The sequence below is a fragment of the Bacillus yapensis genome (genome assembly GCF_005280205.1).
GTDB lineage: Bacteria > Bacillota > Bacilli > Bacillales > Cytobacillaceae > Robertmurraya > Robertmurraya yapensis.
The window spans coordinates 56,467-75,826 of the sequence record NZ_SUND01000009.1 but is presented as its reverse complement, the minus strand read 5'-3'; the positions used below and the strand labels follow the sequence as shown (position 1 = coordinate 75,826).

The 19,360-nt window shown below is 36.7% G+C and carries 23 protein-coding genes and 1 riboswitch; of the genes, 17 read left to right on the top strand and 6 right to left on the bottom strand.

The genetic code is table 11. The annotated features are described in order from the left end of the window. Positions 1–8: 8 nt before the first annotated feature. Positions 9–1,370, bottom strand: coding sequence for an MATE family efflux transporter (locus tag FAR12_RS12150; protein ID WP_126408940.1), 1,362 nt, complete (start codon positions 1,368–1,370; stop codon positions 9–11). A 115-nt stretch (positions 1,371–1,485) separates the two neighbouring features. Between FAR12_RS12150 and FAR12_RS12145 the strand changes: the two genes are divergently transcribed. Then, a complete protein-coding gene (locus tag FAR12_RS12145) occupies positions 1,486–1,638 on the top strand; it encodes a DUF2639 domain-containing protein (protein ID WP_126408939.1) in 153 nt (50 codons plus the stop codon). A gap of 45 nt (positions 1,639–1,683) precedes the next feature. Here the strand turns inward: FAR12_RS12145 and FAR12_RS12140 are convergent, their stop codons facing one another. Beyond that, entirely contained in the window at positions 1,684–2,244 is a 561-nt protein-coding gene (locus tag FAR12_RS12140; protein WP_126408938.1) for a GNAT family N-acetyltransferase, read from the bottom strand. 363 nt (positions 2,245–2,607) lie between these two features. Then, on the bottom strand, positions 2,608–3,387 hold the full coding sequence (locus FAR12_RS12135; protein WP_126408937.1) for an undecaprenyl-diphosphate phosphatase: 780 nt from the start codon (positions 3,385–3,387) through the stop codon (positions 2,608–2,610). Between the two features lie 160 nt (positions 3,388–3,547). On the opposite strand from FAR12_RS12135, the gene FAR12_RS12130 reads away from it, so the two are divergent. The 6 genes from FAR12_RS12130 (at position 3,548) to dapF (ending at position 8,150) form a co-directional block, all read left to right on the top strand. Next, complete coding sequence (locus tag FAR12_RS12130) at positions 3,548–3,868, top strand: DUF4870 domain-containing protein (protein ID WP_126408936.1); 321 nt, start codon at positions 3,548–3,550, stop codon at positions 3,866–3,868. 138 nt (positions 3,869–4,006) lie between these two features. Next, positions 4,007–4,171 carry a hypothetical protein gene (locus tag FAR12_RS23435; RefSeq protein ID WP_170972184.1) on the top strand — a complete coding sequence of 55 codons (165 nt, stop codon included), beginning with the start codon at positions 4,007–4,009 and terminating at the stop codon, positions 4,169–4,171. Positions 4,172–4,219: 48 nt separating this feature from the next. Continuing rightward, the gene (locus tag FAR12_RS12125) at positions 4,220–4,993 is read left to right on the top strand and encodes a hypothetical protein (RefSeq protein WP_126408935.1); all 774 of its coding nucleotides are present in this window, start codon (positions 4,220–4,222) and stop codon (positions 4,991–4,993) included. Between the two features lie 125 nt (positions 4,994–5,118). Then, positions 5,119–5,694 carry a TlpA family protein disulfide reductase gene (locus FAR12_RS12120; RefSeq protein WP_126408934.1) on the top strand — a complete coding sequence of 192 codons (576 nt, stop codon included), beginning with the start codon at positions 5,119–5,121 and terminating at the stop codon, positions 5,692–5,694. Between the two features lie 110 nt (positions 5,695–5,804). Then, positions 5,805–7,079, top strand: a complete 1,275-nt coding sequence (locus FAR12_RS12115; protein WP_246010379.1) for an EAL and HDOD domain-containing protein — start codon at positions 5,805–5,807, stop codon at positions 7,077–7,079. Between the two features lie 81 nt (positions 7,080–7,160). Then, positions 7,161–8,150 (top strand): diaminopimelate epimerase, encoded by a 990-nt coding sequence (dapF, locus tag FAR12_RS12110; RefSeq protein ID WP_126408932.1) that lies wholly within the window; start codon positions 7,161–7,163, stop codon positions 8,148–8,150. A 30-nt stretch (positions 8,151–8,180) separates the two neighbouring features. On the opposite strand, the gene FAR12_RS12105 is transcribed toward dapF, so the two are convergent. After that, complete coding sequence (locus tag FAR12_RS12105) at positions 8,181–10,010, bottom strand: DNA ligase D (RefSeq protein WP_126408931.1); 1,830 nt, start codon at positions 10,008–10,010, stop codon at positions 8,181–8,183. 149 nt (positions 10,011–10,159) lie between these two features. On the opposite strand from FAR12_RS12105, the gene ku reads away from it, so the two are divergent. The 6 genes from ku to FAR12_RS12075 all read left to right on the top strand — a co-directional run bounded on the left by ku (position 10,160) and on the right by FAR12_RS12075 (position 15,802). After that, positions 10,160–11,011 (top strand): non-homologous end joining protein Ku, encoded by an 852-nt coding sequence (gene ku / locus FAR12_RS12100; protein ID WP_126408930.1) that lies wholly within the window; start codon positions 10,160–10,162, stop codon positions 11,009–11,011. A gap of 86 nt (positions 11,012–11,097) precedes the next feature. After that, complete coding sequence (locus FAR12_RS12095) at positions 11,098–12,018, top strand: ketopantoate reductase family protein (RefSeq protein ID WP_126408929.1); 921 nt, start codon at positions 11,098–11,100, stop codon at positions 12,016–12,018. Between the two features lie 42 nt (positions 12,019–12,060). Further along, a complete protein-coding gene (locus tag FAR12_RS12090; RefSeq protein WP_126408928.1) occupies positions 12,061–12,894 on the top strand; it encodes a nucleotidyltransferase domain-containing protein in 834 nt (277 codons plus the stop codon). Positions 12,895–13,910: 1,016 nt separating this feature from the next. Beyond that, positions 13,911–13,994: riboswitch (ZMP/ZTP riboswitch) on the top strand. Between the two features lie 34 nt (positions 13,995–14,028). After that, positions 14,029–14,871 (top strand): bifunctional 5,10-methylenetetrahydrofolate dehydrogenase/5,10-methenyltetrahydrofolate cyclohydrolase, encoded by an 843-nt coding sequence (locus FAR12_RS12085; RefSeq protein WP_126408927.1) that lies wholly within the window; start codon positions 14,029–14,031, stop codon positions 14,869–14,871. A 180-nt stretch (positions 14,872–15,051) separates the two neighbouring features. Beyond that, positions 15,052–15,252: a cold-shock protein gene (locus tag FAR12_RS12080; protein WP_126408926.1), complete on the top strand. Its 201-nt coding sequence runs from the start codon at positions 15,052–15,054 to the stop codon at positions 15,250–15,252. Between the two features lie 145 nt (positions 15,253–15,397). Then, positions 15,398–15,802, top strand: coding sequence for a cytosolic protein (locus FAR12_RS12075; RefSeq protein ID WP_126408925.1), 405 nt, complete (start codon positions 15,398–15,400; stop codon positions 15,800–15,802). Positions 15,803–15,840: 38 nt separating this feature from the next. On the opposite strand, the gene FAR12_RS12070 is transcribed toward FAR12_RS12075, so the two are convergent. Next, the gene (locus FAR12_RS12070; protein WP_126408924.1) at positions 15,841–16,134 is read right to left on the bottom strand and encodes a DUF6509 family protein; all 294 of its coding nucleotides are present in this window, start codon (positions 16,132–16,134) and stop codon (positions 15,841–15,843) included. 74 nt (positions 16,135–16,208) lie between these two features. Then, a complete protein-coding gene (locus FAR12_RS12065) occupies positions 16,209–16,832 on the bottom strand; it encodes a LysE family transporter (RefSeq protein WP_126408923.1) in 624 nt (207 codons plus the stop codon). 320 nt (positions 16,833–17,152) lie between these two features. On the opposite strand from FAR12_RS12065, the gene FAR12_RS12060 reads away from it, so the two are divergent. From FAR12_RS12060 to FAR12_RS23650, 4 genes are all read left to right on the top strand, one after another. After that, positions 17,153–17,353: a cold-shock protein gene (locus tag FAR12_RS12060; RefSeq protein ID WP_126409031.1), complete on the top strand. Its 201-nt coding sequence runs from the start codon at positions 17,153–17,155 to the stop codon at positions 17,351–17,353. Between the two features lie 165 nt (positions 17,354–17,518). Continuing rightward, positions 17,519–18,376, top strand: a complete 858-nt coding sequence (locus FAR12_RS12055) for a metallophosphoesterase (protein ID WP_126408922.1) — start codon at positions 17,519–17,521, stop codon at positions 18,374–18,376. Between the two features lie 201 nt (positions 18,377–18,577). After that, positions 18,578–18,952, top strand: coding sequence for a hypothetical protein (locus FAR12_RS12050; RefSeq protein WP_126408921.1), 375 nt, complete (start codon positions 18,578–18,580; stop codon positions 18,950–18,952). Positions 18,953–19,054: 102 nt separating this feature from the next. Then, positions 19,055–19,324, top strand: coding sequence for a hypothetical protein (locus tag FAR12_RS23650; protein WP_185819430.1), 270 nt, complete (start codon positions 19,055–19,057; stop codon positions 19,322–19,324). Positions 19,325–19,360 lie beyond the last annotated feature (36 nt).

The window sequence follows — 19,360 nt, the reverse complement described above, 5'->3', positions numbered from 1 at the left end:
CAAACAAACTAAGCTTTGCTATCTTGTAACTTCTGTCTTTTTTGAACAGATACCAGTCTCGATGCTAAGCTTGTTGCCCCAACGGCTAGCCCACTAATTAAGCCGATCCAGTATCCATATGGACCCCAATCTGTATAAGTCGCTAAATAGTAACCGAGCGGAAGTCCGATAACCCAGTAGGAGACTAGGCACATCACAAATGTAACATTTACATCCTTATACCCTCTTAATGCTCCTTGAATAGGAGCTTGAATGGCATCAGAGAGCTGGAAGAAAATCGCGTATAGTAAAAAATGTGCAGTCAGTTCTAACACCCGGTTATCTGTTGTATAAAGTCCAGCGATTTCTTGTCGGAATAGTAATAAAATAACCCCGCTAACAAACGCCATCAATACACCCATTGCGACGCCAATCCAACTATATTCCTTTGCGTCGTTAAGACGTTTCGCTCCAACTTCATATCCTACTAGAATCGTTAGGGCCATCGAAATACTAAGAGGGATCATGTACATGAAAGAGGCGAAATTGATCGCAGCCTGATAAGAAGCAATGGTAATCGTATCAAAGACACTCATTAATAGTGTTACTGCTGAAAAAATACTCGTTTCAAAAAATATCGCTAGTCCAATCGGGACACCGATAACCAATATTTCTTTCCATTTTACGAAAGAAAGACGGTAAATTTTCGAAAACAAATGATAGGAGGCAAAAGGCTCCTGTTTTGCGATAATAAAAATAGCAATTCCTAATATGATCCAGTAGGTAATGGCAGTTGCGTATCCTGCTCCTACCCCACCGAAGCTAGGGAATCCAAATTTTCCAAAGATCAGAACATAATTAAAAAATACATTAATCGGAAGTGCTGATAATGTAATGAACATTGATACTCTTGTTTTACCTAGTGCATCGATAAAGGAACGAAGAACATTATAAAGAAACAATGGAAATACACCAAAGCCTAATGCGAACAAATAATCATGTGAAATTTGTTCGACTATTGGTTCTAAGCTCATGACATTCAGTAAAGGGTCTAGTAAGAATACACCAGCAAGGATGATCGCAAGTCCCATTAAAATGCTTAAGTACACAGCTTGAATAACGTTAAATGCCACTTCATTCTTCTTTTTACCGCCTATTAACTGTGCGACGATAGGGATGACTGCCATCAAGATACCGCTAAGTCCTGTAAAAATAGCAACCCAAATCGAGGAGCCGATCGCAACCCCAGCTAAATCATTCGGACTAAATTTTCCGGACATCATCGTGTCAAAGAAATTCATTGAAAACATCCCAAATTGTGTGACAAGGATGGGAAGTAAAACGTAAAGGAGTTGTTTAATTTTCTGTTTTTTTCCGTAAGTCTGGTCCATATGTTTACCTTTTCAAAAATTTACGCAATTGAATGCATTATACCACAGCAAACAGTCATAATGTCAGCATTCATGCATATAGTGTACGGACATGCATTTTGAGAGGAGAATGAAGGTGGCTTATCAAGGTTCTAAGGGTTGGTATGTTCAAAAATTAAAAGAGCTAGGGGTCTATTATCATCCGGTTGAGAGAAAAAAGTTAGAAACCTATAAATCATATGTATTACGTAATCTTTACTTAGAAATTATCGAAAAGAAAAATAATTAAAACAACCAAAAAAACACACCAACTACAAAATTGGTGTGTTTTTGCTTATGCTTCTAACAAGTGATTTTCTTCCTGTTGCTCGTGTCCATGGCGTAATACATGTAAAGTATATAAATCTTTTGGGATTTCATATAAGTTATAGATTTTCTCGGAAGGATTGAGTCGAGCGAATAAATCTTTTTTTGTTTCATTGGCTTGGATTACGTAGGGGAGTTTTTCAGCAGCTTTTTGAGAGCGAATGTTTTCCGTGCGGATGCGCATGAAGACTGTTTCAATACCTAATGTATAGAATAATTCTTCGAAAAAAGCATCCTTCGCTATCTTGTTGTAGCCTTTCCCATGATACGGCTTTCCTAACCATGTTCCTAAAAATCCAGCTTGGTCTTCAATATCGTATAAATTAATGGTGCCAATCGGCTGACCCCATTCATCGAGAATCGTTCGTGATATTAATTCACCACGTTCTTCAGATTCGATTGTTTGCTTTGATAAAAAGAGAAATTCCTCATAAGAATGGGCTTTTTGGCGCACGAAAGGGAAGACATCTGGGTGCGTCATCAGCTCGTATAAAGCTTGGCTATCTTGAAGTTCTCGTTTTTTAAGCATGAACATTCCCTCCATTCTGAGGACAGTCCTGTTCATACTTAAAAGAACTAGACCCACCCTCGAAATTTTTTGTGATGTAGCTAAAAAATTTCGGGGTGGGAATCGAACCCACTAGAACCAATAAGTATTTATTAAACCAGCCAGCAGAATTTCTTCTTGCTGATCTAATAAATACTTACAGGTGGCGCACCATTTGCCTTCCCTATTGCTTTTACTTTTTTGATATTTCCATTCTGTATCATACAAAAAATAATAGGAAAAAGAAATAGTTTTTTTATAAAAATTTTTCACCAAATTTTTCATCATTACTTTACAAATTTGGACAAAAAAATAACAGCTAAAATGGAGTGAACGTTTTAAGAACTAAAACACTCCAGTTAACTGCAAAGTAAGGATCGCGAGGCCTAAAATCCAAACATATATGGCGAAAATTTTGAGGGATCGCTTTTTCAAGTAATTAATCATCCACACAATCGCGAAATAGCCAAATAAAGCCGAAGAAAGGGTGGCAACTAGCAAGCTTCCGAATGTTATAGCCTCTATGTGTCCCGACGCAATTTCACCGACCTCAAGGACGATTCCTCCTGCGATCACGGGGATTGACAAGAGAAAAGAAAAATAAGCCGCTGTTTCGCGGTCTAGTTTGCGAAATAATCCAGCTGCAATCGTTAGTCCTGAGCGAGAAACGGCTGGAAAGATTGCTACTGCTTGAAACGAACCGATAAATAGGGCATCCCCATATGTGATGTTATCCATATTTTTACTCCCTTTTTTCACACCATCTGCTATCCATAGAATGAAACCTGTGAATAAAAATTCCCAACCGATCGTCACTCCGGTTTTAGAAATCGTATCAAATAAGTCATTCAATAGTAGACCTACAATAACTGCAGGGATGGTCCCAATAATGAGTAATAAAGAGAGTTTTCCAAATGGGTTCTTTATGATTTGAATCAATTCATTTTTATAGACCACAAGAACAGCCAATAGTGTCCCAACATGAAGCATGGTATCGAGAAAAAGGCCTGCCTCATCTAGTCCAAATAAATGGCGTCCTAAATATAGATGGCCTGTACTAGAAATTGGGATAAACTCGGTTAATCCTTGTATGATTCCAAGAATAAAGGCTTCTAGTTTTGACATCATAAATATCACCCTTCATCAAGTTGTCCTATATAATATGTATTCATATTGTTTATTTCAAGAACAATGAGAAAGGACTATAATGAAGAGAATTGAATCTTTTGTTGGTTTTTTTCGTATATGTATGTAAGAAAGTATTTTAATTTGGGAGGAAAAAGCAATGCCGAGTAATAATGATCGCTTATTTGCAGCCGCTATATATATTATTAGTTTTTTTACAGTCTTTGTAGGTCCGTTAGTGATTTGGATAATTAAAAGGGACTCACCGTATGTGAACTATCATGGGAAGGAATACTTTAACTTTTTTATCACGTATGTGATATATTCCACGATTAGCTGCTTGCTGATGCTTGTTCTCATCGGTTTTATTACCATTTGGATTGTCGGATTACTTTATTTTGTCTTCACGATTATCGCAGCAATAAAAGCGTTTGAAGGGTCAACATACAGAATTCCGTTCATTATTCGTTTCATTCGATAGGGATGCAGCTAGAGTCTAGGAGAAAATCCTAGGCTTTTTCTTTTTAATAGAACAGTTAGTGAAAAAGTAGAATGATTAGAAAGTAAGAGAATATAGTAATAACAAGGGATACTACTCATAGTGAGAGGGGTTTTTAGCATGTGGCCGTGGATAGTCATTATTCTTGTAGCATTTTTAATTCTAGCAATATTAGAAGAAACCACTCAATTTTTCGTGAATCGCTATACTTTTGGTCCGGCACCATGGGAAAGCAAGCTAAAAAAGTTACTAAAAAGATGGACCAGGAAAAGAGCAAACAATTAAATGGGTTGTCCCTATAAGGTATTATCTAAATTTTCGAGGAGATAAGTTATGAATATACACCAATATTATCGACAAGCAGCATCTACGGCTGTAAATAATAGCCTTGCTGCACTTGTACCAGTCATTATTATGATTATTCCTCTATACATGTTGTTGCCAAATAAGAAAATTCTCATGTTTTCTCTACCATTTCTAGTCTACAGTTTTATAGCATATCAATCATACATTCTTCATCGTGAACGTGCGTCCGCAACTGCTGATACGTTCAAAAAAGAAAAAAATCAAATTCCTAATGAAAAGAACCACTACCTATTGGCCTTTATGCCCGCACCATCTTTACGAATGCTTCTCTTTTATCCGAATGGCACAATAAAGGGAGAAATCCGTGATTTGCGCTTTACGAAATTACGCTGGTATCTTCCTTATTTTATCGACCGAATGATTCCAGCAGAGTACGGTTTTTATAATAGAGAGAAAAAATTGCAGCTGACAATGAAGTGGTCAAAAGCGCAGTGTGAAGTCAGAGACCCAAAAGGAACGCTTGCTTTTACAATCGAAGAGAATGAGAAAAATCAATTTCAGATGAATGATAACCTATTCATTCAACTAGATTCGAACTCTATGTATACAGATGTGCAATTCCTTAATAAGGAAGGAAGCGTTATTGCTCGCGTCAGAAAGGGTTGGATGCCTTTGGAATGGTCTCAATTTATCAAAGACGCCAATACGCCAGTCTTGTCATTTGACGAAGGACTTTCAAAACAAGAGCAGCTTTTTATTCTTGCTATTCTTATTAAAATCTACCGCTATCGGAATCACTAATATAGCTTATGTTAGGTGATTAAAGTAAAATAAATATCGAGTGTATTTTGTAAAACTATGTACTTTGTGTGTTTTTCTGCAAAATACACCGAGAAAGTAAGAATAGTGCAAGGAGATTTACTGGCATGAAAAAAATTCTGCTCATTGTAGCAATTATTATTGGTTTTTTATTTATCATGGATATGACTATTTTAAAAGATAATGGACTCGTTGAAAATACAGCCAATAATGAGAAGTATGAGAAAATAGAAAAACCGAACGACTTACCAGTAGGACTGGAAGTTGAGGAAAGAGCACCTTCCTTTGAACTAACTACTCTAGACGGAGAGAAGATCACATCCGAAGATTTAAAAGGGAAGCGAGTTCTTCTTAACTTCTGGGCAACTTGGTGTCCACCGTGTAAAGAAGAAATGCCGGATATGCAAAAGTTGTATGAGGAATACAAAGATGAGGACGTCGTTGTAGTCGGTGTTAATGTAACGAGCACAGAAAAAAATAGAGAAGACGTCGAGAAATTTGTTAAAGAATATCAATTGACGTTTCCGATACTTATGGATGAAATAGGAGAGGTTACCCATCAATTTGAAATTCTTTCTTTTCCCACAACGTATTTCATAGATTCTGATGGAGTTATTCGTAGCAAGGTGATTGGAGCATTAAGCAAGGAAAAAATGTACGCTGAAATGAATCTTCTACCATAATTTAGTTAATATCTTGTCAATTTTTTATATATTTTTCAAAAAAATATAAATTATTTACAAACTTCGACAGCATTATCAGAATTAATTGATTAAAATATGTTTATTCCAACATGAAAGAGAGAAAACGGGGTGAAGGGATGGAGGTATTTGTTGCAAAACAACCTATTTTTACTAGGGAGCAAGAGGTTTATGCATATGAGCTTCTATACCGTAGTAGTACGGAAAATTCATTTCCAGATATAGACGGTGATCAAGCAACAGCTGATGTCATTATTAATAGCTTTTTAAATATTGGCATTGAAGAGCTTTCGAACGGAAAGCCTTGTTTTATTAACTTCACTGAAAAATTACTCCAGCTTCGTCTTCCGACATTTTTTACACCAAGGGAGATTGTAGTGGAAATTTTGGAATCGATTGAGCCTTCTGAAGAACTAGTTGGTATTTGTCGAGAATTGAAACAGCTAGGCTATCAAGTTGCTCTTGACGATGTTGTTCTAAATGAAAAGAACCCTTATTCTTATCAATTATTTCAGTGTGCTGACATGATTAAGGTTGACTTTCTGTCAACTCCAAAGAAAACTCGAAAAAGAATAGAAAAGATGGCAAAAGAAAATTCAATCAAACTAGTAGCGGAAAAGCTTGAGACAAAAGAAGCTTTAACAGAGGCTAAACGAAGTGGCTATGACCATTTTCAAGGCTATTATTTGGCGCAGCCAGAGATTTTGTCTACATACGATGTCCCTGCCTATTTTTATTTTGATTACAAAAATATTGAAGAGCTCGCTATGACAGAGTCGAATATGGATACTATTACTGAATTGATTGAAAAGGATCTTTCTCTATCATATAAACTCTTGAAGTTGGTAAACTCACCGTTTAATCGAACAAGGCAAAAAATCTATTCGGTTAAGCAAGCGGTCATGCTTCTTGGGTTAATAGAGATTAAGAAATGGCTATATATCTTTTCAGTTCGAAACAAAGTTCAAAAGGGCACAGAACTTTCAAAGGATGTTGTCCAGCTATCTTTGACTCGAGCCAAAATGTGCGAGTCAATTGAAAGAATAGCGAATTACAAAACTGCACCATCTGCTAGTTTTACGTTAGGAATGTTCTCGATTATGGACAAGCTTACTGGAGTTCCGATGGAGAAGATTATTTCAGAGCTTCCTTTTGAAGAGGAGCTTAGAGATGCACTTACTGGAGTGCAAAATTCCCTAAAAGATGTTCTTGATTTAGTTACAGCAGTTGAAAAAGCCCAGTGGGGTATCATTCGAAAAAAATGTGCAGTTCTTTCGATTGAAGAAAAGGAATTATTTAAAATTTATGCTGAATCCTTAAGCTGGTCGAATCAGCTGATGGAAGCGGAACGATTACAAATTATTTAAACCTGACGAAAGCAATCGTCAGGTTTTTTTGATAATATAGGAATAACAATGAAATTTCAAAGCAATGTGGAGGTATTACAAGTGGAGTTAGAAATTATCAAATGCCATGGTTCAGGAAATGACTTTTTACTAATAGATGAAATATCAAATCATTATTCCTTCACAGAGAAACAGCGGAGAGAGCTAACAATAGCCCTTTGTAATCGGGAAACTGAATTAGGTGCCGATGGAATCCTTTTTGTCATGAATAGTGACAAAGCAGATGGAAGAATGCGTGTGTTTAATTCGGACGGGTCTGAGGCTTCAATGTGTGGAAATGGCTTACGCTGTGTGGCACGCTATGTATGTGAACTCAAAGATATGTCAGAAGCTGTCATTGAAACGATGAAGGCAGACCTAGCCGTACGAAAAGACGAAGATATTTTTCCAGAGATCCCAACATATTTAGTTGAGATTTCACCGGTTTCTTTTAACGTCAAAGATTTGCCATTGCAAATTGACAAAGACACATTGTTAAATGAGGAAATTCCTTCGCTATCTGAGGAATTAGCATTTACGGCCTTAGCGGTACCAAACCCTCACTTGATTACAATTGTAGACAATGAAGTAATTCGTTCAGATGTTCAAAAAGAAATTAGTCAATACGTTAATGGTCCAAATGAACTTTTCCCAGACGGAGTAAATGTGAGCTTTGTTAAAGCTTTAAAGCCTGGTCAAATATATGTCCGTACTTTTGAGCGTGGAGTAGGGTTTACGAATGCTTGTGGTACTGCAATGTCTGCCTCTACTTTAGTAAGTTGTTTAAACGGACTTAATGAAATTGAAGAGCCGGTTGAGGTATTCAACAATGGGGGAAAAGTAAGATGTGTTGCTCATAAAGAAAACGACACTTACAAAATAGACCTAATTGGTAATGCTACCTACGTTAATCAAACAAAGGTACAGGTTGATCTTGATGCACCTGAGAAATTTACATGTTCAGCAAAAGAGGAATTCGTGCAGGAAACGAAGCAATACGCGAAGCTTCAGGAAGAAGTTAAGGGTTTCCTTAATGAAGCTTTAAATGCTTAAACAGTGAAAGGAGCCGATTTTTAAGGCTCCTTATTTTTTTTGCTTCAAAAATGCCAAAACGTCATCAAAATTTTGTACTTCTTTTGACTGGAAGAAGGTCCGAAATGGGTCACCCTGCTTTTCTATTCTTTTTAGGATGTTTGGTATTTGAAAATCTTCTATTTTTAATTGGTCGTTTACTTCTTCCCAATAAAGTGGCGTAGCAACAGTTGCTTCAGCCTTTCCTCGTGGAGAATAAGGTGCAATAATCGTCTTTCCTTCAGAATGCTGTACATAATCTACGTACAGTCGATTGCCTCTATTCTTCTTCATTCTTTCAATGGTGAAATCCGCTGGCTCCTTTGAAACTAAATATTCCGCGATGAATGCCGTAAATAATCTCGTGTCGTCAAAGCTGTAGCGATTTTCCGGTAAGGGAATATACACTTGCAGACCTTTACTCCCAGAAGTTTTCACAAAACTGATTAAATGTAAATGGTCTAGGACTTCTTTAATTAGGAGGGCAGCTTTGATTGCTAAATGAAAATACTCTCTTGAAGGTGGGTCTAAGTCAAAGACAATTTCACTTGGCCCCTTACTTTTAACCGTTTGAAAAGGAATATGAAATTCAAAGGAAATTTGATTTCCTAGCCAAAGCAACGTTTTAAGATTGTTACAAACGATATAATTGATTCCATCATCGAGCTTTGTCTCGACGTATTCGGGTGCATAATCAGGACAATTTTTTTGATAAAAAGCTTCACCAAATATCCCGTGTGGATAACGAATGACTGTTAAAAGACGATTTTCTAAAAAGGGAAGAAAGTAGGGTGAAATATCTCTTAAATAATGAATGTAATCCATTTTTTGAACAGGTGGATGCTCCCAAAGTGGCTTTTCTGGATGAGAAATTTCAACGTCACTCGGTAAATTCTTTTGTTGCCCTACAAAACGTTCATATGTACAGTCTTGAGGAGTGAGGTCAAAGCGAAATCGGTCAAAATGAGGTTCTCTCATTTGCTCTTCGTATATTTCTAAGTACTTGATTTCTACACAGATGGCAGGCTCTACATAGATAAATTGTTGCTCTTCGTTTACTTTATTGTCTTTTATGGTTTGAAAAAGAGCTTGTTTTTCATCAGGCTTTATTCCAAATAGAAATTGCCCGATCGGTACAATTTCCTTCTGATTGTACACTCCTACATAGAAATAGCCATTCGATTTTTCATAAGCCGTGACAAAACATGAAACGTACTTCCAATTTTTGAACTTTACCCAAGTGTTCGTGCGTTTTCCTTCCTCCCATTGATTCTGGATATGCTTTGCGACTACGCCTTCTCCATCAAAAAGGGTCACTTTATCCCAAATATCAGAAAAGCTTTTATAGGGTGGAATCATTTGCAATAGTGCATTACTCTTTTCATCAGGAGTTGTTGGTAATCCGATTTTCTTGAAAAATGAAATTAGTAAATCCTTTCGCTTGAGATAGCTTTCAGACATGACATTTTTGTTGTTCAAAACTAATACGTCAAAAATTAATAAGTAGCATGGAGCTTGTTTAGCCTTTTCGGCAATTCTTATATCCGATCGCATTCGTCCTCTGACTTGAATGTTTCCGAAGTTTGCTTTGTATGGATTTTCTAAATAGACAAGTTCACCATCTAAGCTTAGCGGTAAAAAAGGCTTTATTTTTTCTTCATTTTCCAATAAAAAGGATTTGATTTCCGGAAAGATCTCGAGAAGTGACTTCCCGTTTCGGCTAACAAGCCTGATCTCTTGATCCCATGTTAAAAGTGCCCGGAAACCATCATATTTCACTTCATATCTCCATTCGTCACCTTCTGGTATTTCAAAGGTAAGACTTGGTAGCATCGGCTTCATGACCATCTCTCCCAAAGTTCTCATTATCTGTAGTTTTCCTTTCTTTCATTGAATTAGCAGCATAATCTCAATTCAACTTCCAAATCTTTTACAGCATGACCTAATCGTAGGCACACAAACTAAGCCTAAAAAAGATTGGAGATACTTTGATGCATACAATTTGGAAAGGCAGTATAAGCTTTGGGCTCGTCAATATTCCAATCAAGCTTCATACAGCAACAGAGGATAAGGACATTAAGCTAAGAAATTTGCATAAGAAATGTCATTCTCCCGTCAAATATGAAAAAGTTTGCCCGGTATGTGACGTAGAAATATCAAACGATGATATTGTGAGAGCATATGAGTACGCTAAGGGAAAGTTTGTCGTCCTCGAGGATGATGAGCTAGAAGGTTTAAAAAAGGAAAATGAGGAGAAGGCAGTTGAGATTCTTGATTTTGTCAAAATGGATACAATTGACCCGATCTATTATAATCGAAGCTATTTTATGTCACCGAATGAAGGCGGAAGTAAGGCGTATTCCTTGCTTCGAAAGGCATTAGAAGAGTCAGGGAAGGTTGGATTGGCAAAAATCGTCATTCGCTCGAAGGAACAAATGGCGGTCCTTCGGGTTTATGAAAATACACTTGTGATGGAAACCATCCATTTTCCAGATGAGGTTCGTTCGGCAGGAGATGTTCCGAATGTACCAGCAGAGGACAATGTCACAAAAAAAGAACTTGATACGGCTATTCTTCTAATCGATCAGCTAACGACTGAATTTGAACCATCTAAATATACAGATGACTATCGCGTTGCTCTATTGGAATTAATTGAATCGAAGAGAACGGGCAAAGAGGTAGTGACACCTACCGCTGCAAACGAACCAAAATCAAATGTAACGGATTTAATGGCAGCCTTGCAGGCGTCGATTGACAGAACAAAACCAGATGTTACTTCAGCTCCAGTAAGGAAAAAACGAGCAGCTACAAAAACAAAAACGAAGGCTAAAAAAGAAGCTTAAAACGTAATCGGTATTGTGAGCGAACAATACCGATTTTTTTGAGTATTGTGATAAACTAAATGCAAAAGGGATTTGGGGGGATTACGATGAAAATTTTAATCGTTGGGGCTGGCGCTATCGGTGGATATTTTGGTGGACGTTTGCTTGAAAAAGGGGAAGATGTCACATTTTTAGTTCGAGAAGGAAGAAAAAAACAAATTGAACAACATGGACTTCGTATTGAAAGTGTTCATGGAGACATAAACTTGCAGCCGAAATTGGTTCTTCGTGAGGAAGTCAATGAAAAGTATGATCTAATTATTCTTTCTACTAAATCCTATCATTTACATGCTGCCATGGAAGATATTCGTCCATTTGTGACAGAAGAAACGATGATTTTACCACTTCTAAATGGAATTTCTCATATAGAAACGTTAGTGAATGAATTTGGAGATAGGCATGTTCTTGGGGGGCTTTGTTTTATCGAAACAACGTTAGCTACGAACGGAAATGTCGTACAAACGAGCCCAATACATAATTTAGTTTTTGGAGAAAGAAATGGCGAGGAAACAGAGAGAATTAAGAAAGTAAAAGAAGCTTTCTCTCATACAAAAGCAAATTTTATTTATTCGGATCAAATCATGAAAGAAATGTGGCATAAATACTTATTTATCTCATTGCTTTCAGGAGCAACAACGTTAATGCGAGCTCCAATTGGACCGATTCGTGAAGTAGAGAGTGGTTTTGAGGCATTATCAGAAATCGCCACAGAGGTAGTGACGGTGATGGAGAAAATCGGTGCTCCTGTCGGACAGGAATTAATTGGGGCACAGCTTACGAAAATAAAAGAGATGGGCTATGAGATGAAATCATCAATGCAGCGCGATATGGAAAAAGGTATGCCTACTGAGGCCGCTCATTTCTTCTTGTATCTATTAAAGCATGCTGAAGCACATCAAATTCGAACACCATATTTGCAGTTGATTTACGCAAATCTGAAGGTGTACGAAAAAATGCTACAGGTTTAAAACTCGAAATGTCGAGATGATGGTCAGATTGGAGCGAGAGGTATGATCGTGCAATACACAATTTCGAATATTGTTGAGAGTTTAAAGCAAATCAACGGAGTAAGCGCTCTGGTTCTCGGTGGTTCAAGAGCTAGAGGGACTGAAACCCCCGGCTCTGATATAGATATAGGTATTTACTACGATTCCGAAAAAGAGCTGGACATTACCCAGCTTCGTCGGGTTGCGGCTCAAATTGATGACGACCATAGAGTAAACTTAGTGACAGAAATAGGCGGCTGGGGGCCATGGATTAATGGTGGTGGCTGGTTGCAGGTTAATCAAACTCCTGTCGATTTTTTATTCCGTGATTTAAACAAAGTTTCACACGTAGTTGAACAATGTGTTATGGGGAATATCACCATCGATTATCAACCAGGACATCCCCATGGATTTGTCAACTCGATTTATTTTGCTGAGATTGCTTTGTGTAAAGTCTTATGGGATCCTTCGGGAAAAATAAGTACACTTAAAAGTAGAACAATCCCATACCCATCTGTTTTTCAAAAAGCAATTATCCAAAAATTTTTTTGGGAGTCAAACTTTTCTCTTGAAAATGGATTTAAAGGTATCTATAAAAAAGATCTATCCTATATCGCTGGATGTTGTTTCAGGTCAGTATCTTGCTTAAATCAGGTTTTATTTGCGATTAATGAAACCTACTTGATGAATGAAAAGGGAGCTACTGCCATTGCTAATTCGTTTAGCATAGTGCCAAGCAATTACTCCCATAGGATAAATGAAATTTTCGCACTTATTACAGAGGATCAAGATGGTTTAAAGACAGCTCTAAATCTGCTGCATGAACTTATTCAGGAAACAGAAAATCTTTTGAAGTAACTGGTAAGATTAGTTAATGATTACGTCCTCATCACATTTGGCCTCAAAATATGGTTCAAACGTGCCAATTCTATTTAATGTGGCCAAAAGGTTTTCAGAGATAGCAGGGGAACTAGAATTAACGTTGCTTGAAGCATCTAGGGGACAAATTAAGTATCTAATTTGTCCTCTTAAAAGGTGAATTTTTACTTTTTTGATATGTGTTTGACAGAAATTGTAATCTGGTATACAATAAAGACTCGTCCTTTGAGGCACAAGAGTGAAAAGGTATACTCTATACGATTTATAGTAAATTGGTTAATGAGAAGACATTAAGTCTTTAAAAAAGGTTTTCCCCAACAATTCCTTCTTTTTTTGAACTTCATCAAAAAAACTTTTCCAGAGATTATCTTTCCACTTAGAACTATGAATATCCTAATTCACACCGGCGCGGTCTCGGAACCGTAATGACGAGAGAGAGGTAGGGCTTTCGTTGTTTTAGGTCGACTACATCATTATTAACGCCTCGAATAGGAGCGAAACAGACAACAGACGCTGTTGTCTCAGACCGTAGACAAACTCGAAATTCTCGAGTTTACCTACGGTCTTTTTATTTAAGCTCTGTTAAAAGTGGAAGTTATTTATTACATTTAAAAATAAGTGGAAAAATTCCGTCTAAATCAAGAACTTCAACTATTTCTCTATAAATAAGCGGAATTTTTTCGGTTAAGCTATACTTTTTTCATGATATTTAGGCTATTTAGGTCATTTAGAGGAAAATCTCCGCCTATTTCACCTAATCCCCATTAATTTTTCCAAATAAAAGAAATTTCTCCGGTTAAGTTTAAGTGGGTACACATGTCGAAAATGGTAAATGTCCGTTTTTAGCTCAGTATGTGGAAATTAAAATCATCAAAACATATACGCTTTCATTTTTGTCTTTCAATACATTTGGACATACTAATATGTAATTCACGAACGTTCAGATAAATAACACATTGAATTATATGTGTTTTTTGCTATAATAGTTGTGGAAATAAGTACGTAGTAACTGACGACGAGCGTGGAATAAACCACAGGGGAGCTACGTCTATGTATAGCCGGTCGTCTGGGCGAATAGGAAGCAGAATTATTTATCTCAGGGGAGGTATATACATGGATAACAAGATTATTTTAGACGGACAAAAGGTTTCGACACACATCAGAGAGGAATTAAAGCCGAGAATTGAAGCTTTAAAGGCAAATGGAGTGGTACCAAGCCTAGTAACCATTTTAGTTGGTGATGATCCTTCCTCTGCTACATATGTGAAAATGAAAGGGAATGCTTGCGAAAAATTAGGGATTAAATCGCAAAAAATTCATCTTCCTAAAGAAACAACTACAGAAGAACTACTTCATACCATTAATGAATTAAACAACGACACTTCTGTTCATGGAATTTTATTGCAACACCCAGTACCTTCTCAAATTGATGAACGTAAAGCATTTGAAGCGATTGCGCTTGAAAAAGATGTTGATGGAGTGACGAGTTGGGGATACGGTCAAACAGCATTAGGTTTTGGATTATATCCTTCTTGTACACCTGCTGCCATCTTAAACATTATTGATTTTTATAACATACAATTACAAGGCAAACATGCAGTTGTCGTTGGAAGAAGTCCGATTTTAGGGAAGCCAGTTTCTGCGCTACTTCTGAATAGAAACGCGACTGTTACAACATGCCATTCTTATACAAATAACTTGCCAGAGCTTATTAAACAAGCTGATATTGTTGTAGCTGCTGTTGGGAAGCCTGAATTCATCAAGGGTGATTGGCTGAAGGAAGGTGCCGTGGTGCTGGATGCTGGTTACAATCCAGGCAATGTTGGGGATGTAGAATATAGTAGCTGTTATGAAAAAGCATCGGCTATTACACCAGTTCCAGGTGGCGTAGGTCCTGTGACCATTTCAATGCTATTAAAACATACTGTGGATGCTGCAGAAAGAACGTTAAATTAATATAAAATCTATGGCTGGGTTAAAGGGTCGTTAAAAGCGATTTTTTGTACCAGTCTTATTTTTTCTAAGCATTATTTAAAAAAATCCTGAAAAAATGATTTAAAAGTTGATTTTTTGGCAAACTATAGATGTGATACATAGGTATCATCAAATGTTTTCGATTTTTAGGAGGATTAATGAATGGCAACTGGTAAAGTAAAATGGTTTAACTCAGAAAAAGGATTTGGATTTATTGAAGTTGAGGGTGGAGAAGATGTATTTGTACACTACTCAGCTATCCAAACCGAGGGGTTTAAAACCCTAGAAGAAGGTCAAGAAGTTACTTTCGACATTGAAGAAGGTCAACGCGGACCACAAGCTGTTAATGTGAATAAGGCTTAACAGTAAAATATAAAGGAGTCCAAATTACTGGGCTCCTTTTAAAATTCTCTAAAATCCTTTCTGAATGCAGCACATGTAGAATTCTGGGAACTTTAACTAAGTTATGGTATGTTTGATAGTGATTACTAATAAGGAGTTGTCAAAAATGAAAGCTTTCACGGTTAATTTCCACAAAGAAGACCAAGTAGATTCCATGAATGTGCAAAAATTATCAGAAGAAGATTTTTCGAAGGTTACAGAGGGTGGCACGAGACATTTATTTGAGCTAGATACGAATATTGGCTTCTTCGTTTATTTTGATGCTGTCAATAATGAAGGGGTAGAATCTTATCTTGTTTTACATTATGAAGATGAGCAGGAAGAGCCAAGCGGCTGCTATGCATTCGAACTTAAAGATTTCTACCAGTTCGCTGCATTGCATTTAAATGATTTAGAGTTTCATGATGAAGTGGGAGAAGAGGAAGAGGAAGAAGAAGAATATAGTCCGATTCATCATCTGGCGCATTTAATGTATCATATTATCGAAGAAGGAAAAAATATCCAAGAATAAAAGAGCCTTGGCTCTTTTATTCTTTCTAAGCAGTATTCTTATTCTTGGTCTTCTTTTAGCTGCTCTCGGCAATAATCTAGAATTAGTTGTTCCTCGTCTTCCTCGAGTTCAAAATCTAAAACTTTTTCTGTTGTATTTTCGATAATATGATAATGAGACATATGTATTCCGTTCTCATCTTCTATAATTAAAACTTTTACTTTTAATCCTTTTTCTGAAAAAAGCTCGTCATCTTCTGGCACTTCTATATGTAAGAAAAACTCAAAACGATTTCCTGATAATATGCCAAATGGATCTTCGATTAGTTCTACTGTGTGGTCTGTAATCTCCATTTTGTTCATCCTCTCTATTATATAAAGCCACTCATATTTTACCCTACTATTTACCTGAGTAAAACCCTGAAGTCTTAAAATAGTATTTTAACGGCTTCGTACCCGAAATAGATCCCAAAGCCAATGAGTGAAATAGAGGATGCAATAGTAATAGAAGTTAACACTTTTGTCGTCAATAATCTTCTGGCGCTACTAGCAACAAAAGCCATTGTAATATCCCAGATTACCAGTCCTAGTATAATCGCACAGCTGTATATCAGTAATTGTTCTTTTTCATACATAGCTGACGTTTTTGCTAAGACAGAACCGTAAATTCCAAGCCAAAAAAGAATCGTTAATGGATTGGAAATAGACATAAGAAAACCGGTGAAAAAGGATTTAGATAACGATTCACTCCCTCGGTTGTTAGAAAATACGATATTTCTTGCCCCCCATAAACCTTCAAAGCCTGTATACACTAAAACGAAAAAACCGAATAACCACAAAAAAGCTTTAACGATTGGGATTTCGATAAATTGAGCAAGCCCTAAAAATACTGAAAACATATAGAATAAATCGGCAAGTACGGAGCCCAGTCCTAGTATCCAGGCGTTGAGGAATCCGTGTTTGATTCCTTTGTCCATTTGGGCTGCATTCACGGGGCCAATAGGAGCAGCGAGAGACAGCCCAAGAAATACATAACTGATGAAAATTCCCATGAAAAAGTGGCCTCCTCATAACAAATGACACTTGTACCCATTCTATTCAGAGGGGGTGGCCTGTACCACTATTCGAGGGAAAAAATCTCTTAGATAATTTCAGTTTTTTAATCCCAATTCTTGTGAAGTGCTATACAATTTGACAAAAATGTGGTATTCTAATAATAGATATTGCATATTGCTTGTAATTCACGTATTATAAAAAGTTACATGTGTTTTTGGAGCTTTTTATGGTAGTGATTTTTTTATTTTTAGATACTTTTCCCGTTGCTTATCGTCGTCAAAAGGATCTATGTATATCACAATTGGGAGTGGATAGAATGGGTTTTGGTAGAAGAAATCAAGAAGAAATCGTTACAGAAGAAACAAAGATTTGGGTTTGTAAATCAGAGAATTGTAATGCTTGGGTTCGAGATAATTTTAAAAGCAGTGAAACTCCAACATGTCCTATCTGCAAAAGTGATATGGAGCAGACAACGAGGGTTCTTGAAGTCATTAATAATCCTGGAAAACACTTCTAAACACATAAAGAAAACGTAAAAACACTATTTGAAAATGAATAGTGTTTTTCTTTTGCGATTTGGCCACTGGCCATCAAGATTAACATTTTACGTAGGTATTCCATGAATTACCGGCAGTATTCATTTCTATTTCCTGTATAATTTTCAGGAAAGGGAGTGATGTATTTGAAACTATTATTAATTACTGCATTGCTTATTATTATTATTATTATTGTTTATTTTTTCAAGAAAGCATATCTAAATACAAAAGATATCGCTATTAATAAAATTGAAATCAATCAAACTGAAATGCATCAACCTACACTGAAAATATTGCATTTATCCGATTTACATTTAGAAAACATATCAATAACTCCTGATGAGCTTTATGGAAAATTGAAGGATGAATCAGTTGACTTGATTGCTCTTACTGGTGATTTTTTAGATCGAAAAAGATCGATTCCAAAACTAATTCCTTATCTAGAAATTTTGAATCAACTGCATCCGACTTATGGAATGTTTGCTGTACTTGGAAATCATGATTATGTGTTAAAAGGCAAGAACCTTAATGAATTAACGCAAACGCTAGAACAATATAACTGTAAGGTCATGAGAAATGAGACTAGAGAAATCTTCATTCAGGGAACACGAATCAATATTATTGGAATTGATGATTTTAGTACAAAAAGAAGCAATCTCGAAATGTCCTATAAAGGTCTTAAGGAAGGCTATAATTTGGTATTAACACATGATCCAAATTTAGTTCTTCATATGAAAAATTATCATTTTGACTATTTATTAGCAGGCCATTTTCACGGCGGTCAGATTTGTTATCCAAAAGCATATCATCTTGTTAAAATGGGTAAGCTGGTTCGAATGAACATGATCAAAGGGTTACAAAGACATGATGATAAACCATTTTATATTAGTGAAGGTCTAGGACAAACGGGTGTAAATATCCGCGTTGGAAGCCGACCTGAAATAACGATTCACGAAATTGGACTCTCTAAGATAATCAGTGACGAAATACGATCAGTTATTTAAAAGCTGCTACTGGCAGCTTTTTTGTTTTGCCTTGTTTTTCTCCTTTTTAATGTTCACGAAAAATAGTCTAGCTATGAATGGAAAATAATTAAAAAGCTAATTTACATAAAAATCATCGTTGCAAATCAATCTAAAGGTGAGAGAATGATTTCTCTCGATATGTGATTTACTGCTTGACCCTTTGTTTGAGGAGGAAGTTAAATGAGTGGCAATCAAATGGCCAAATTTTTTACAAAAAGCATGGGCGGAAAAAGAATGCTTCGTGCAATGACGAAAAAAAGCGGTAGAGGCAAATCAAACTGGATGCTTGTTGCTGTTAGTGGAGCTGTAGCTGCTCTCGCGTATATGTTCCGCCGTAACTCTAACGGGGATATGATGAATAAGGCGAAATCTGCTCTATTTAAACCCCAAAACGGCAAGCCTAGTGGCATGAACTTTCCGGTAAATCAGCAATTTGCAGCTGAAATTGCGGAGGAATTCTCTCAGGCGATTAAGGATAAACCAGAGGACCAAACAGCTAGTAAGAGTACCCCAAGTAGTTCAAAGGCTCATACAGAGAAAAAAGAACAACAGTAATATTGCAGGAGGTACTTCATGAATAAAAAGCTTCTTCTGACTGCGGTTTCAGCTACTTTGTCATTGGGAATACTCGGCGCTTGCGGTGTCGATAATAACAGAATGAATAACGACGATGATAACGATGTGAATTACAGTCCGGTTCGATATGATCGGCAGGATAACGGGATCTTTAACAATCGGGACAATGACGGATTTGAACCAGTGCGCTTTGACAACAACAATACTAATTATCGCAGAAATGATTTGGATCGGGACTTCAATACCGATTTGATTGATAATAACCGAGGGGCAAACGGCATTGATCCTGGGACCAATGGTCGAACAAATGGACCGACTGGTAATAGGGCAACGATGAAAAGCGGAAGCTAATAAGTAAAAGAGGACACTAACGACATCGTTAGTGTC

Excerpts from the sequence above, each read along its gene's own strand:
- FAR12_RS12150 (WP_126408940.1), bottom strand. The coding sequence starts at position 1,370 with ATGGACCAGACTTACGGAAAAAAACAGAAAATTAAACAACTCCTTTAC.
- FAR12_RS12140 (WP_126408938.1), bottom strand. The coding sequence starts at position 2,244 with ATGCTTAAAAAACGAGAACTTCAAGATAGCCAAGCTTTATACGAGCTG.
- FAR12_RS12135 (WP_126408937.1), bottom strand. The coding sequence starts at position 3,387 with ATGTCAAAACTAGAAGCCTTTATTCTTGGAATCATACAAGGATTAACC.
- FAR12_RS12130 (WP_126408936.1), top strand. The coding sequence starts at position 3,548 with ATGCCGAGTAATAATGATCGCTTATTTGCAGCCGCTATATATATTATT.
- FAR12_RS23435 (WP_170972184.1), top strand. The coding sequence starts at position 4,007 with ATGTGGCCGTGGATAGTCATTATTCTTGTAGCATTTTTAATTCTAGCA.
- FAR12_RS12125 (WP_126408935.1), top strand. The coding sequence starts at position 4,220 with ATGAATATACACCAATATTATCGACAAGCAGCATCTACGGCTGTAAAT.
- FAR12_RS12120 (WP_126408934.1), top strand. The coding sequence starts at position 5,119 with ATGAAAAAAATTCTGCTCATTGTAGCAATTATTATTGGTTTTTTATTT.
- FAR12_RS12115 (WP_246010379.1), top strand. The coding sequence starts at position 5,805 with ATGAAAGAGAGAAAACGGGGTGAAGGGATGGAGGTATTTGTTGCAAAA.
- FAR12_RS12105 (WP_126408931.1), bottom strand. The coding sequence starts at position 10,010 with ATGAAGCCGATGCTACCAAGTCTTACCTTTGAAATACCAGAAGGTGAC.
- ku (WP_126408930.1), top strand. The coding sequence starts at position 10,160 with ATGCATACAATTTGGAAAGGCAGTATAAGCTTTGGGCTCGTCAATATT.
- FAR12_RS12095 (WP_126408929.1), top strand. The coding sequence starts at position 11,098 with ATGAAAATTTTAATCGTTGGGGCTGGCGCTATCGGTGGATATTTTGGT.
- FAR12_RS12090 (WP_126408928.1), top strand. The coding sequence starts at position 12,061 with ATGATCGTGCAATACACAATTTCGAATATTGTTGAGAGTTTAAAGCAA.
- FAR12_RS12085 (WP_126408927.1), top strand. The coding sequence starts at position 14,029 with ATGGATAACAAGATTATTTTAGACGGACAAAAGGTTTCGACACACATC.
- FAR12_RS12080 (WP_126408926.1), top strand. The coding sequence starts at position 15,052 with ATGGCAACTGGTAAAGTAAAATGGTTTAACTCAGAAAAAGGATTTGGA.
- FAR12_RS12075 (WP_126408925.1), top strand. The coding sequence starts at position 15,398 with ATGAAAGCTTTCACGGTTAATTTCCACAAAGAAGACCAAGTAGATTCC.
- FAR12_RS12070 (WP_126408924.1), bottom strand. The coding sequence starts at position 16,134 with ATGGAGATTACAGACCACACAGTAGAACTAATCGAAGATCCATTTGGC.
- FAR12_RS12065 (WP_126408923.1), bottom strand. The coding sequence starts at position 16,832 with ATGGGAATTTTCATCAGTTATGTATTTCTTGGGCTGTCTCTCGCTGCT.
- FAR12_RS12060 (WP_126409031.1), top strand. The coding sequence starts at position 17,153 with ATGGGTTTTGGTAGAAGAAATCAAGAAGAAATCGTTACAGAAGAAACA.
- FAR12_RS12050 (WP_126408921.1), top strand. The coding sequence starts at position 18,578 with ATGAGTGGCAATCAAATGGCCAAATTTTTTACAAAAAGCATGGGCGGA.
- FAR12_RS23650 (WP_185819430.1), top strand. The coding sequence starts at position 19,055 with ATGAATAACGACGATGATAACGATGTGAATTACAGTCCGGTTCGATAT.